The following is a 14,364-nucleotide window of genomic DNA, read 5'->3' as shown; positions in this document are numbered from 1 at the left end:
CGCAACGCCGTCACGCCAAATCGTCAATTAATCCGGTTGGGCGCGCCGCCCTACACTACAGGTAGCGTCCATCTCCACGGCGCTGTTGCAGGCTGGTGATCTCCTGCTTGAGCACGCTCATACGACTCATCATGGCGTTGACCTGGTCGTTGGCCGCGTGGGCCAGTCCAGCCATGAGCTGGTCGTACTCCCGCTGGATGCCGCGCTCGATCATGGTGAGCAGGCAACCGCGCAACTCCGAGGCTTGCGACTCCAACTCCGCCTCTTCGTTTTGCGTTATGCGCTTGGCCAACTGGCGCAGCGCATCGTCCATGCCGTCGAAGGACCAGGGCCCCTCATCGGCGGGATCGCGATGAAAGCCCCTCTCCAACAGTTCGGTCAAAAGCTGCTGAAGTTGAGGATTTTTCAACCGCAGCTTGGCCAAATCCTCTTCATGCTCCAGCGTCAAACGGGGGTGTTTGAGCAGCAGCCCCATGAGCGCCTGATCGTGATCGCGCCCGCCATCGGCGCCCTGCGCGCTGTCGCGTCGACGCCATTGAGGGGGCTGCCCCATGGGCGCGCCGCTTTGATTCCGATCACGCCACTCCCCACGCCCGCCGCCTGCGGGTCGGTCGCGCCACGCCCCGCGTCCGCCGCCTGAACGATCTGGCCAGCCGCCGCTGCGCTGGGCGCGCTCGCCGCGCAGCACCTGCCCGGCGGTTAAACCGCCCAGACGCGCGCCCAACTCCTCGGCCATCAATTCGCGCAGCAGCGGATCGGCCACCTGCTCCAGCAGAGGCCGCGCCCGGTGACTGAGCGCCGCGCGCCCCTCCGGCGCCGCCAGATCCAGATCCTCGGCCAGCCCCCGCACCAGCAGATCCACCGGCGTATCGGCGTCATCCAGCCGCGTCATAAACGCCGCTTCGCCCTCGCGCCGCACCAGCGAGTCGGGATCCTCGCCCTCGGGCAGAAACAGAAAGCGCGCATGACGATCGGCCTGCAGGCCATCCATCACCCGCTCCAGGGCGCGCCAGGCGGCCTTGCGTCCGGCGTTGTCGCCATCGAAGCAGAACACCACCTGCTTGGCGCGGCTCCAGATCAGCCGCATATGCTGTTCAGTCACTGCCGTGCCCAGGGTGGCGGTCACCGGCAGCACGCCGCGCTCGGCGATGGCGATGGCGTCCATATACCCTTCGGTGACCAGCAGGCGCGGATGGCGCGCCAACTGCTCCTGGGCGATATTCATGCCGTACAGAATCTCGCTCTTGCTGTACAGCCGCGTCTCCGGCGAGTTGATGTACTTGGGCTTGCCGTCGCCCAACAACCGCCCGCCAAACCCTACGCAGCGCCCGCGCTGGTCGTGGATGGGGAAGATGATGCGGTCGCGGAAGCGGTCGTAGACGTTGCCCTCCTCCTTGCGCACCACCAGCCCTGCTTGCTCCAACGCGACAACCGCCGCTTCTCCGCCGCCCAAACGATCCAGCAGATTGCGCCAGCCCGGCGGCGCATAACCGATCTCAAACCGCGCTATGGTGTCCGCCGACAGCCCGCGCCCGTGCAGATAGCGCCGCGCGCGCTCCCCCGCCGGTTCGTGCAGTTGGCGGCGAAAGTAGCCTTTGGCCTCGGCCAGCAGCAGCAGCAGACGGTCGCGCTCCTGGCGTTCGCGATCGCGCTGCGGGTTGGGCTGGTCCGGCTCCGGCAGGGGCATCCCCGCCTCCATGGCCAGCGCCTCCACCGCCTCCGGGAACGGCAATCCCCGCGCCTGCATGACAAAGTCGATGGCGTCGCCGTGGGCGCCGCAACCGAAGCATTTATAGAAGCCCTTATCGGGCCGCACATTGAATGAGGGGGATTTCTCCTGGTGGAACGGGCAGAGTCCCAACCAGTTGGCGCCGCGTTTTTTCAGCGGCGTGACGCGCTCGATGACCGCCACCAGGTCCACCCGCTCGCGCAGGGCCAACAGGAAGTTGTCATCGAATCGCGCCATATGCCCCTCTTAACCGGATAGTGTGCGCAACAACTCCCGCCAGGCGCGCGCCATCCGCCCCCGAAGAGGGGGACACAGTGTCTTACGCGCCCGCCAGACGCTTTTTCACCAGCGCCGACAGGGCGCCCATATCGGCCCCTTCCGGCACCGAGCCTTTGAGCTGGCCCATCACCTTGCCCATCTCCTTGATGGAGGCTGCCCCGGCGGCGGCGATGGCGGCGTCGACGATGGCGCTCATCTGCTCTTCGGAGAGGGCTGGCGGCAGATACTCTTCCAGCACCGCGATCTCGCCCAGCTCCTTGTCGGCGGACTCTTCGCGGCCGGCGTTGCGGAACGCCTCTGCGGAGTCGCGACGCTGCTTGATCTGCGCGCGCACCACGCGAATGGCGTCGGCTTCCGTCATCGCTTTGCCGCCGGACTTCTCCTCATTGAGGATCGCCGCGCGCAGCATGCGCAGGGCGCCGGTGCGAGCGCTGTCCTTGGCGCGCATGGCGGTTTTCAGATCATCGGAGATGCGTTGGGAAATCGTCATAAATCTCTCAATCCAACTCTGGCTTATTCCAATTTTGGCTGACGACGACGACTGGCCAGGAAACGGCGCAATGTCGTCAATCAATTTTCTGGGGGGCGCGACCGAAAGAGGAGGACGTCAGCGGGTCAGTCACATGCGGCGATGCAACGGGGTTAGGCTGATGCGGCTCCTGTGGATGCGGTGTGAGCGCGGCGCGTAACCGGCTCTTGCGCGATGGTCTCCCCAGCCTGAATCCCTGGCGTGGTCCGAACGGGCTTATGAATAAGAAGCCAGTCGGATTTGGAAGCGGGATTCTGTTGTCTGACCTTGACTTTGTCAAGGAACAAAATCGATTAGTTCCCAAAAATTGCTTGACACGGGATTTGGATCATGGAGCGGAGAGCGTCAGCACCCCTTGAAATCCCGCCCCACACAGCGTACCAATGCGTGTGACCCAAAATTTGCGCCAGCGCGCGCCGCGTGCGCCGGTCCCCCTCATGGAGACAGAATCCGATGTCCAAAGCTTTGCGCTATCTGGCCGCGACCCGCCCCGAGGCGGCCACCAATCTGCTGGGCTTCTACAAACACAGCGTGCAGGCCCTCGACGACAAAACCCGCCACCTGATCCAGATCGTCACCAAGATCAGCGTCGGCACCGAGCGCGGTCTGCGTCAGTATGCGCCCAAGGCGCTCAAAGCCGGGGCCACCAAGGAGGAGATCCTCGACGCCGTGCTGATGGCCTTCCCCGCCGCCGGTCTGAACAAGGTGCTGGACGCCATTGTGGTGTTGAATGAGCTGGAATTGCTGCCGGAAGTTCCCGACGCCGAGCCCGCCCCCGCCGCCGACCCGGTGCTGGGCGCGCTGACCGACTTCCCCATCAAGAAGATGCAGTGCGTCTCCCGCGCCACCGGCGACGTCATCGTCTATCGCCCTGACGAGACCAGCGTGAAGGTGTATGACAACCACTGCTCCCACGCCCGCACCAGCCTGTGCAAAGGCATCGACCATGGCGAGCAGGTCGAGTGCCGCATCCACAACTGGGTGTTTGATCTGGCCTCCGGCAAATGCGTCGGCCCCGACCCCGCAGGCAAGCCCAGCCTGCGCGAAGTTCCCGCCGAAGTGCGCGACGGCCAGGTGGTGGTGACCGGCTAAGGAGAATATTGTCAGTTGAAATCAGAATCGGACAGTTTGCGTATTGGGAATGAAAGATATCGAGGGCTTTGCCCTCAAGCTCCCAAGACCAACTACCACACCGTGGGGCGCCGCCCCACACCCCGCTGGGGTCGCGGACCCCAGACCCCGCCGCCGACTAGTCGGCGGCCAATAGTCAGCGCAAGCTGAACCTCCATCACGCAAACACTGGCCGTTCTGTGCAGTTTTGGTTTTGACTCGCTATAGCGCGCGGGGCGAACTCTTCGCCCCGCGCGCGCTCTGCGTTTTAGCGATCCGCCAGAATCGTGCACACAATGGGGCGCTGCGCCCGTGGTCCGTCGAATTCACAGAAGAAGATGTTCTGCCAACGCGACAACCCCAACGCGCCGTCAATCAGCGGTATAGTCTCCGACGGACCCACCAGCCCCGCCTTCAGGTGGGCGTCGCCGTTGCCATCCTGCTGGTCATGCAGCCACACCCCTTGGGGGATCATCTGGCGCAGCAGATTGACCACATCCCGCTGCACGCTATCATCCCAATTCTCCTGAATCATGATCGCCCCCGTAGCGCCCTGGGCGTAGACGCTCACCAAGCCATCTTTGACCCCGCAGCGTTTGACGCAGTCGGCCACCTGTGCGGTGATGTCGATCAGCTCTTCCCGCGCCTGCGTAGCGATATGCAATTGATAGCGCATTGTCTCTCCAGTTCTGTTCTCATATAGGCGTTAGCATTCAGAAGTGAACATTGGAAAGCAATAAGATATCGAGGGCTTCGCCCTCGAGCTCCCAAACATCAAAAGCCACACCGTGGGGCGCCGCCCCACGCCCCGCTGGGGCCGCAGGCCCCAGACCCCGCCGCCGACCAGTCGGCGGCCAATAGTCAGCGCGAGCCGAACCTGCGTCACGCAGACATTGGCCGTTCAGTCGAGACGGGAATGCGTTGGCGCGCGGCGACGGGAATCCCCCCACCGCGCGCCACGACGCCCCACCTACCTCCTGCCGAACTTGGTCACTTTGGCGGAATTGACCATTTTGGAGAATTTGCGCTGGCGGTCGCGACTCTCATGCGCCGACTCGCGCAGATACCCCTGCTCGCGCTGCAGCTTGAGAAAATTCTCCAGCCGCCGCACATCGATCTCGCCATCATCCACCGCCGCGCGCACCGCACAGCCGTCGTCCTGCTGATGCCCGCAATCGCGGAAGCGGCACCGCTCCGCCAACGCGGCGACGTCGGCAAACACCGCCTCCAATCCGGCGTCGGACGCCTCCACCCGCAACTCGCGCATGCCTGGCGTATCCAGCAGCCAGGCGCCGCCCTCCAGCGGCAACAATTGGCGACTGGTGGTGGTGTGTCGCCCATGGGCGTCGTCTTCACGGATCGCCCCGGTGGCCTGCGCCGCCTCGCCACGCAGAGTGTTAATGAGGGTGGATTTGCCCACCCCGGAGGAGCCCACAAACGCCACCGTTTCACCCTCCCCCAACCACGGCGCCAGCAGAGTGCGCGCCTCGGTTTGGCGGGCGTCCAACGCCAGCGCGATCAGCCCCGGGGCCAACCGCTGCGCCTGTCGCAGCAGATCCGCCGGATTCTCCAGCAGATCCGCCTTGGTCAGCACAATCACCGGCGCTGCGCCGCCCTCCTGCGCCAGGGTAAGATAGCGCTCCAGCCGCGAGGGGTTAAAATCCTGATTGCACGAGGTGACGATAAACAGGGTGGAGAGATTGGCCGCCATGGGTTGCAGATGATGCCCATGACCGGCGGCGCGGCGCGCCAGAAAGCTGCTGCGTTCCAGCAGTCGCTGCGCAACGCCCGCCGCATCCAGCAGCAGCCAGTCGCCCACCACCGGCTGCTCGTCGACGGGCAGCGCCCGCCAGCCGCCGGGCAGCGTCAGGCGCTGAAAGCCGCTGGGCGTGATGAGTTGCAGAATCAACCCATCGCGCGCGGTCACCCGCGCGGGCGTGGCGGCGTCGAACTCATCCAGCGAGAGTTGTTGCTGAAAAAAGGGGCCAAAGCCCATTTGGGAAGTCGAAAAAAGCGCATGCGTCATCGCTTGAACCTCGATCTGTCTTGCACAAGAGGGATCGGGCTTCAATCACCAAGCCCGGCGAACAGAGCCGGGCGGACCGGAGGGACCAGTCGGAATGTGGGATCGCGTCCAGACCGGGCCGTCAGGCCGCCCGGAAGGACTCAAGCTCCATGCGTTTCAAAAAAGCTCCTATCATTGACCAATAAACAGTGAAACAGTACCACACACCGCATCCGATCTGGAGCGATTTTCGCCCCAGAACCCACACCACGTAATCGGGACCCGGCGCCATGCATGTCATCTTCTCCCACGGCAAAGAGGCCCATCCCGCAGGAGAGAAGATCCTGGCGCTGACCCGCGTGGCGACCCAGTTGGGCTTCACCACGGAGTCCATCGACTACCGCGATCAGCGCAACGACCCCGAGGGGCGTGTGGCGCGCCTGCTCGCCGCCGCCGACAACGCACCACGCCCGTTGGTTCTGGTGGGCTCCAGCATGGGCGGCTATGTGAGCGCCGTCGCCTCGGCCTCGCTGCGCCCCCAGGGTATGCTGCTGCTGGCGCCCGCCATCGGCCTGCCCGGTTATGCCGATCCCGACCCGCAACCCTGCGCCGACCATCTGCAGATCGTCCACGGCTGGATGGATGAGATCGCGCCAGTACAGAACGTCACCGCCTACGCTTTCGCCCACGCCGCCCCCCTGTGCGTGCTGCCCGACGGCCACCGCCTGCTGGCCAGCATGACGCAGATTGAAATGCTGTTTGCGCAACTGCTCCAGCGCGTCGCCGCCGACCATGCGCAGGCCAGCGCCGTAAGCGAGTAAAACACCCCACGCCACGCTTTCCAGTTCTCACAACCTCCTGTTTTGTGGGAGAATCGGAGAAACTTCACGAAAACGGTAATCATCCCTGCTCCCCTAACCGCCGCCACAGGATCACCACCATGCTGCGTCCACTCTGGCTGCTCCTGCTGTGCCTCGCGCTCATGTCGCCACACCGCGCCAGCGCCCAGGCGGCGGATCAACTCACCTGGCTGCACCCGGACTACCCGCCGGTGTTCATCGTCTCCGGGCCGCAGAGGGGCCAGGGATCGCTGGATCGGGTGGAACAGGCGCTCATACAACGCCTGCCCGGTTATGAACACGTCGCCGAAATCGCCAACCTCAAGCGCATGGTGCGAACCATGCAGAGCGGCCAACGCGCCTGCGCCGTGAGCATGTTCAAACGTCCCGAGCGCGCCCGCACGCTGCTGTTCTCCAAACCCTATCTGGCGGTGCTGCCCGGGCGTCTGGTGATCCGCGCGCGGGACCGCGACCGCTTTGCGCCCTGGAGCGACGATCAAGGCCGCGTGCGTCTGCAGGCGTTGCTGGACCAGGCTCCCATGACCCTGGGATTCGCTCAGGGCCGCGCCTATGGCGGCGGCATCGATGCGGTAATCGGCGCCCACGCCACCCCGCGCAACAGCCTGCCCTCCTACAGTAATGAGGTGTTCCAGGATCTGCTGGTGATGCTGGATAATCGGCGCATCGACTACACCGTCGCCTTCAGCTTTGAGTTGACCCATGCGCAAAAGCAGATGTCCCTATCGCAGCGCTTCATCACCCTGCCCATCGCCGAGTCGCCGCCCTACACTCTCAACTACGTCGCCTGCGTCAAATCCCCCTGGGGCGAAGCAGTGATGGCGAAAATCAACCCTATCCTCATGACACTGCGCGCCACGCCGACACTCTACGGCCCCTATAAAGGGACGCTGGACGAACAGGCGGCATCGACGTATGACGCGCTGGTTCAGAGCATTTTCGCTCCCGCGTCGCCCGCCGGGACAAACACAGAGCAACCCGCAACGTCAGGGGAATAAACTTGTCCAGTGAACCATTCGATGGTTGAATATTCAGCGACGCCGTTCTAAGCGCCTGAGCGCTGACCCTTTGTAAGCGAGACGCCCGTGTCCCCTTGGATTCAAGAGAGCCTGTCCATGCGACTGGCGCGCATCGGCATGGTGCTGGCGCTGCTGCTGGGCCTCGTCATGGGCGCGTTCCAGGTGTGGTTGGACTTTGATCGCGAAGCGCGCGCGCTGGATGCGGAGATCGAGCAGATTCTCACCGTCGCCGCCTATGCCGCCACGCCGACTGCGCAGCGTTTGGATGACCTCACGGCGCAACAGATTGTCGCCGGACTGCTGCGCTACCCCTTCATTCGCTCCGCCGAACTGGTCACCGACCTCAACACGGTGCTGGCCAAAACCGAGCGACCGGATCAAAACAGCCGCACTCGTTGGCTCACGCAACAGTTCACCACCCACCTCTCCCGCTACGCCGTCACCCTGCACGCCAAAGAGAATCCATCACGCCAATATGGCTCCCTGCGCATTGTGGTGGATCGCGACGTGGCGTTTCGCGACTTCTTTGGCCGCGCCGGGGTGATTCTGATCTCCGGCATTCTGCGCAATCTCTTGCTGGCGCTGCTGCTGTTTGTGGCGTTTCAACGGCTGCTGGCGCGTCCGCTCACCGATATGGTGAATACGTGGTCCAATATCGACCCGGCGCACATGAACGGCGATCGTCTGCCGGAGCTGCCGCGCCATCGCTATGATGAACTGGGCCAACTCACCACTTGCGGCAACGCCTTTTTGGACGCCAGTCAGGCGCATCTGCAACAGCGCAAGAAGCTCGAGAGCGCGCTGCTCACCGCCGTGGAGCAGGCGCAGGACGCCAACCAGGCCAAGTCCGAGTTCCTGGCCATGGTCAGCCATGAGATCCGCACCCCCATGAATGTGGTGATCGGCCTGACCGACCTGCTCTACGAACAGTGCGAAAACCCTGATGACACCGAGAAGCTGGCGCGGGTGCAGCAGGCGGGCAACGCCCTGCTGGAACTGGTGGACAATATCCTCGACCTGTCGCGCCTGGAGTCCGGCGCTCTGATGCTCAAGCCCGCCCCGTTCAATCCCCTTGCCATCGCCCGCGAAACGCTGAATCTGTTTGCTCAGCACGCTGACGAAAAAGGCGTGGCCCTGCACCTGGAGAGCAGCGACGAGCTGCCCGAACAGGTGATGGGGGATGGCGCGCGTTTGCGCCAGATTCTCATCCACCTGGTGGGCAATGGGGTCAAGTTCACCCAGCAGGGCGCGGTGACGCTGCGCCTGCACCCGGCGGCCAACCAACGCGGCGGCATCCATCTGCAGGTGATCGACACTGGCCCCGGCATCGACCCGCATCAGCAGGCGCGCATCTTCGAACCCTTCACCCAGGGCGATAGCGCCTTGACCCGCCGCCATGGCGGCAGCGGGCTGGGGCTCAGCATCACCCGCCACCTGACCCACCTGATGGGCGGCGCCATTCAACTGCTCAGCGAACCGGACCAGGGCAGCCATTTTCATCTGATCCTGCCACTGCCCGCCGTGAGTGAGCCGACGCCCGCCCCCACGCCGCAGCCCGCGTCGCCCATGCGCCTGCTGCTGGCCGAGGACAACGCTGACAACCGCATGCTGATTCAGACCTTTTTGCGCAATACGCCGCATGATCTGGTGATGGTGGAGAATGGCCGCGAGGCGGTGGATCGCTACGCCGAGGATGGCGGCTTCGATCTGGTGCTGATGGACATTCAGATGCCGGTGCTGGACGGCTACGGCGCCACCCGCGCCATTCGCGCCATTCAGAAGGAGCGCAACGCCCCGCGCACCCCGGTGATCGCGCTCACCGCCCACGCCCTGGAGCGGGACCGCGAGTTCAGTCTGGAGGTCGGTTGCGACGAGCACCTGACCAAACCCATTCGCAAACGCGAGCTGCTGGAAGCGCTGCAACGCTGGTCCGATAAACTCGCCGAGACCGACACCCCCTCCAGCACCTTGCAAACCGCCCTGCCGCCTGCATAACCACCCGCGCCCTCACACTGGACGTCAGCGTATTAAAAGCGCAAAATCAACGCTAAGCGCAAACACTCCAAGCGCTCCGCACAGTTGCGGACCCCACTCTGAGTGGAGGGGCGCATGTCCCGCAAGCCCAGCATCAAGACCATTGCGGTCAAATGGATCATTCTGATCTCGTTTTTGTTCACCGTGAGCATGGTGGCGGTGACGGCGCTGAACTTCCGCACCCTGATTCAGAGCGCCATGACCGACAAGGGGCTCACTCTGGCCCACTCCATCCACGCCGGGCTCTCCTCGCTGATGCTCTCGGGCACCTTCACCAACAAGGAGGAGCTGATTCAGCAGGCCGACGCCATCAACGGCATTGAAGCGTTCACCATCATCCGTCACGCCAGCATGAGCGAGCAGTTCGGTCTGCCCGAACAGGCGGCGCTGAAAAATGATCCGCACATCGCCCGCGCCTTCGCCACGGGACTGCCAGAGGTGATTCTGCCCGGCCTGTTTGCCGACGACCATAAAATGCGCATCATCTTTCCGCTGCGCGCCACGCAGGATGGCCCGCTGGACTGCGCCAGTTGCCACCATATCGAGCCCAACGCGGTGCTGGCGGCGCTGGATTTCCAGGTCGACATGGAACAGTACATGGGCATGTCCCTGGGCGCGATCTACATCCTGTGCATCGGCTTCCTGATCGCCCTGAGCGCCATCACCTTCGCGCTGTTCCGGGTCATCGACGCCACCGTCAAACAGCCTCTTGAGCAGCTGATGGTGGACCTGCGCGCCAGCGCCAAGGATCATGCCCACATTGATGCGGATCTATTCGAATCCCTGGAGTTGGAGTACTTCGCCGACCAGATCAATCACTTCAATCAGACCATCCTCAAGCAGAACGCGGAGCTGGCCGACTACGCCAAAAATCTGGAAGGGATGGTGGCGGCGCGCACCCGCGAATTGGGCGAAGCGTATGCGTTGATCCGCAGCTCCATCGACTATGCATCGCACATTCAGCGTTCTGTGCTGCCCGACGCCGCCCTGTTGCAGCAGCGTCTGGCCGACCACTTCATTCTGTGGCGACCGCGCGACGTGGTGGGCGGGGATCTCTATTGGGTCGAGACGTGGGGCGATGAGACGCTGATCATTCTGGGCGACTGCACCGGCCACGGCGTGCCTGGCGCATTCATGACCCTCATCGCCACCGGCGCGATGCAACGGGCCAAACATGACGTTCCCCAGGGAGATCTTGCGGCGCTGATCACGCGCCTGCACTGCCTGGTGCAGATGACGCTGCGGCAGCATGGCGAGCAGGGGGAATCCGACGATGGTTTGGAGTTGGGGGCGTGTTTGATCGCCGCCGGCGGCTCGCGCATGACCTTCGTAGGGGCCCGGTTTGAGTTGTATGCGATCGACGACGGCGCGCTGCGGGTGATCAAGGGGACCAAGAGCGGGATTGGCTATCGGGGCATGGCGGCGGATCAGGCGTTTGCGGCCAATCGCGTGGAGTTGCAGCCGGGGTTGCGCTTCTACATGACGTCTGATGGATTGACCGACCAGATTGGCGGCGCAAAACAGCGCATGTTCGGCAAGAAGCGTCTGCGGGAGCTGCTGCTGGAGATTCATACGCTGCCCATGGCGGAGCAGGCGGAGCGGTTGGAGCAGGCGTTGGTTGCGTATCAGGGCGAGCAAAAGCGGCGGGATGATGTGAGCGTAATAGGCTGGCGGATGTGAACCGGCAAAGAGTAAAAGTGTCTGCGTGACACAGTGCGAGCTAGCGCTGACTATTGGCCGCCGACTGGTCGGCGGCGGGATTCTTAAGGGGCTGCGCCCCTTAAGCGGGTTGAGGGCGGCGCCCTCATGGGGTTTGGGGCAAAGCCCCAAGGTCTTATCTCTTCAAGCCGTTTCCCCGGCAAGGGAGACCGAGCCGGGAGTGGATTGAAAGCGAAGCGCGAAACGGGGAGCCTGCACGGAAGGCAAACGGGGAAGCGGCGGTGAGCGATCTGTCGGCGCAGCCGACAGGAGCGAATGCAGTAAGACTCGACGCCAGGGAAAGTTAAAAAGTGTTTGCGCAAAGAAGCAGGCGTCTCTTTGGTGGCATCAGATTCAAAGAATTAAATGAGCCTCCCCGGAACTCCCCCAGAACCCCCTCATGCAATTTCACAAAGAGCTGCGAACGGGCCATTATGGCCGCTTCAGCAACATCCGTCGCATCATGGCCAGAGGGTGATCCCGCTTCTTCCACAGCAGTTCCAGCCCTGCAAAACCGTAGCGCAAACCATGGCCGCGCCATAAAGGCACTGACGCCCGCGCCGGATCGAATATACCGTCATTGGCGCTGATCACCGGGACCGAAGCAAAATAGCCAACATCGCCAATGTTTTTGCAATGGGCGATGATCTCGTCAATCTGTTCCGGCTTATCGGCCACGCGTTGTGGATGACGCGCCGCGCCGACAACAATCCACTCCGGACCGCTTTCGCCTTCAAAGATGACTGACGGCGCAATCCCAGGGTCGCCATTATAGTATTGAATAGGGCGCTTCAGTTTCTCTGTCACACGAGCGCGCGTCACCTGCACAGCGAAATCATGCAGCTCCCAGTCGGTCATTTCGATCTCTTCATCGCTCACCAACATGACCGGGTCGAAGCTGCGGCCACTCTTGGCGTCCAGCAACCCCCACCCGGGCGCTTGCGGCGTCCACTCTCCCTCACGGAGCCGCATCGGCATCAGGCACGCGACGCCATTGCAACTCTCGGCAATGTAGTTCAACCCAATGGGATCACCCGGAATTTGCAAGCGTTGATCGACATCCTCAAGACGAATAAAGAACAGTTGGTTCCCCAGACGAAAAGAGAGGTGTTCAAGAAAAGGAGCGTGTAGATCGTCTTTAATCCAATTGAGAGATTCGCCATCGCCATGCTCTTGAAGACTCCTCGCCGCTGCGAGCCAGCACAGAACAAACTCTTCGCCAAAGACATCAGGATCACGCATCATCATATACAAATAGCCTTTATATCAGCGGGCTTGTAGACCGCATGGGGATATCGCTATGTCTATCAGCATACCAAAAGTCATGGACAGATATCATCCCCACTCATCAACTTGCCCATCTGGAAATGAATCGATATCCCAGGGGGACGCACCGAATGTCATGCGCCCGCACACACTTTTTGACTTTCCCACGCTCCAACTTTTAGGGCAGTTCGCCGTCCTGCGGACGACGGCGCTGCGCGCCTGCTCACCCGCCGTTTCCCCGACAGCCTCCTTGCATGCCCCATGCTCGGTGCTTCTTATCCAGCGTCCTTCTGGCGCCGCACCCTCTTCAATGGGGAAACGACAACGGCCAAACCTTGGGGCTCCGCCCCAAACCCCGCTGGGGGCAGCGGCCCCCAGACCCCGCCTCCGGCCAGCCGGAGGCCCCCTCAAATATCGCCAGTTCGACCGCTTTCCCGCACACACTTTTCCGCTGCGCCAAACGCCAGCCCCTTGCGCTTACAAAGCACTTCACATGACACTTCGATTATTGCGTCAATTCATACGGAGACAAATATGCCCATCCAGAGAAAAACCGCCTGGCTCGCCTTGACTCTCCTCGCGTGGCTCGCCTCGCCGCCCACCCAGGCCAACCCCGCCGCCGAGCCCGACCCGGACCCCCGCGTTCACCTGCACATGACCACGTCGGAGCGGGCGCAGTTTCTCTCCGAAATGCGCCAAATGCTCATCAGCATCCAGGGCGTCATGCAAGGCATCGCCACCGAGGATCGCACCGCCATCATCGAAGCGGCGCGCTACTCCGGCAACCGCATGGCGCGCGCCACGCCGCAATCGCTGCGCGACAAACTCCCCATGGAGTTCAAACAGCTCGGCGCGCCCACCCATATGCTGTTTGAAGAGATCGTCATCCGCGCCGAAACCGACGACATGGCCGATATCGCCGAGGTGGCCGCCCAAGCCCTGGCCAACTGCGCCGCCTGCCACGCCCAGTTCCGCGCCGACTGAAGATCCCCATGGAGTTGTGACTTGAGAGCGCATCAACTCTGGGCGCAACCGGGGGTTTATGACATACTGGCGCCGGATGCGCGTCGGACACGCGCGGTGGGCCGGACGATCGCTGGTCCCGGGACTGCTCGCAGTCACCAGGACGGGAGGCAAAGTCCGGGCTCCCAGTTTGTCGCTTTAAGACAGGGCGCCGGGTAACCCCCGGCGGGAGCAATCCCAGGGAAAGCGCCACAGAGAGCAAACCGCCGCACCGCCCCCGGTCGTTACTGGGGAGCTGCGGTAAGGGTGAAAGGGTGCGGTAAGAGCGCACCGCGCGTCCTGGCAACAGGCGCGGCACGGCAAGCCCCGCCCGGAGCAAGGCCAAATAGGGGAGACGCGGATTCGTCCGCTGATCCCGGGTAGGCTGCTGGAGACGGCCCGCAAGGGTCGCCCTAGATGAATGATCGTCGCCCCGCCCCCTGTGGGAAAGACGCGGGGACCAGAACCCGGCTTACAGGCCCGCCGCGTCCCACGGCGCGCATCCACCTCCCCCGCCAAAGCCCACATCAAGCGAATGAATCGCGTTTTTTGCTGCGCAGACAGCCCCCGCCGCCTTGACAGCAGCGCCCGACGCCCCGAATATGGGACGCTCATCCGGCGTGGGTCTTGTTTCAGGTCACTTTTATAATAAAGCGCAGCGCTCACCGGGCAGCTACGCAACCCGTCGGACACGCCAGAGGGAACTTGGTACGCAGGGGCCGAACAGTCGTTTTGCGCCCTTCGCACAGGTCACGTTAGGGAGCGAGACCTCTTGTCAGTCGTCCTGCAACAGAGCCCGGCCCGCGCCGCTGATGACGCTGGTTCGCCGCCCAATG

Annotated in this window: 11 protein-coding genes and 1 other RNA gene; 7 read left to right on the top strand and 5 right to left on the bottom strand. The window is 63.2% G+C overall.

From position 1 onward, the window contains the following. Positions 1-55: 55 nt before the first annotated feature. A complete protein-coding gene (gene dnaG, locus MAIT1_RS04215; RefSeq protein WP_085441028.1) occupies positions 56-1,966 on the bottom strand; it encodes a DNA primase in 1,911 nt (636 codons plus the stop codon). 82 nt (positions 1,967-2,048) lie between these two features. Then, positions 2,049-2,498: a GatB/YqeY domain-containing protein gene (locus MAIT1_RS04210; protein WP_085441026.1), complete on the bottom strand. Its 450-nt coding sequence runs from the start codon at positions 2,496-2,498 to the stop codon at positions 2,049-2,051. Positions 2,499-2,990: 492 nt separating this feature from the next. On the opposite strand from MAIT1_RS04210, the gene MAIT1_RS04205 reads away from it, so the two are divergent. Beyond that, positions 2,991-3,629: a Rieske 2Fe-2S domain-containing protein gene (locus MAIT1_RS04205; RefSeq protein ID WP_085441024.1), complete on the top strand. Its 639-nt coding sequence runs from the start codon at positions 2,991-2,993 to the stop codon at positions 3,627-3,629. Between the two features lie 286 nt (positions 3,630-3,915). Here the strand turns inward: MAIT1_RS04205 and MAIT1_RS04200 are convergent, their stop codons facing one another. Both MAIT1_RS04200 and rsgA read right to left on the bottom strand, forming a co-directional pair. Next, positions 3,916-4,323, bottom strand: coding sequence for a secondary thiamine-phosphate synthase enzyme YjbQ (locus tag MAIT1_RS04200; protein ID WP_085441022.1), 408 nt, complete (start codon positions 4,321-4,323; stop codon positions 3,916-3,918). 294 nt (positions 4,324-4,617) lie between these two features. Beyond that, positions 4,618-5,673, bottom strand: a complete 1,056-nt coding sequence (gene rsgA, locus MAIT1_RS04195; RefSeq protein ID WP_085441021.1) for a ribosome small subunit-dependent GTPase A — start codon at positions 5,671-5,673, stop codon at positions 4,618-4,620. A 269-nt stretch (positions 5,674-5,942) separates the two neighbouring features. On the opposite strand from rsgA, the gene MAIT1_RS04190 reads away from it, so the two are divergent. From MAIT1_RS04190 to MAIT1_RS04175, 4 genes are all read left to right on the top strand, one after another. Next, positions 5,943-6,473: an alpha/beta hydrolase gene (locus MAIT1_RS04190; protein WP_085441019.1), complete on the top strand. Its 531-nt coding sequence runs from the start codon at positions 5,943-5,945 to the stop codon at positions 6,471-6,473. Between the two features lie 119 nt (positions 6,474-6,592). Then, positions 6,593-7,507 carry a TIGR02285 family protein gene (locus tag MAIT1_RS04185; RefSeq protein ID WP_085441017.1) on the top strand — a complete coding sequence of 305 codons (915 nt, stop codon included), beginning with the start codon at positions 6,593-6,595 and terminating at the stop codon, positions 7,505-7,507. 87 nt (positions 7,508-7,594) lie between these two features. Further along, positions 7,595-9,523: an ATP-binding protein gene (locus tag MAIT1_RS04180; protein WP_143814643.1), complete on the top strand. Its 1,929-nt coding sequence runs from the start codon at positions 7,595-7,597 to the stop codon at positions 9,521-9,523. 114 nt (positions 9,524-9,637) lie between these two features. Beyond that, complete coding sequence (locus MAIT1_RS04175; RefSeq protein ID WP_085441014.1) at positions 9,638-11,242, top strand: SpoIIE family protein phosphatase; 1,605 nt, start codon at positions 9,638-9,640, stop codon at positions 11,240-11,242. Between the two features lie 450 nt (positions 11,243-11,692). Here MAIT1_RS04175 and MAIT1_RS04170 read toward each other — a convergent pair whose 3' ends face one another. Further along, on the bottom strand, positions 11,693-12,508 hold the full coding sequence (locus tag MAIT1_RS04170) for a hypothetical protein (protein WP_085441012.1): 816 nt from the start codon (positions 12,506-12,508) through the stop codon (positions 11,693-11,695). A 552-nt stretch (positions 12,509-13,060) separates the two neighbouring features. On the opposite strand from MAIT1_RS04170, the gene MAIT1_RS04165 reads away from it, so the two are divergent. Together MAIT1_RS04165 and rnpB are read left to right on the top strand one after the other, a co-directional pair. After that, positions 13,061-13,510, top strand: coding sequence for a hypothetical protein (locus MAIT1_RS04165; protein WP_085441010.1), 450 nt, complete (start codon positions 13,061-13,063; stop codon positions 13,508-13,510). A 93-nt stretch (positions 13,511-13,603) separates the two neighbouring features. Continuing rightward, positions 13,604-14,019, top strand: an RNA gene (gene rnpB / locus MAIT1_RS04160) — RNase P RNA component class A. The last annotated feature ends 345 nt before the right edge of the window (positions 14,020-14,364 follow it).

Source organism: Magnetofaba australis IT-1 (assembly GCF_002109495.1).
In the GTDB taxonomy this organism is placed as follows: Bacteria; Pseudomonadota; Magnetococcia; order Magnetococcales; family Magnetococcaceae; genus Magnetofaba; species Magnetofaba australis.
The sequence above is the reverse complement of the archived record's forward strand: the minus strand, read 5'-3'. Positions and strand labels throughout refer to the sequence as shown.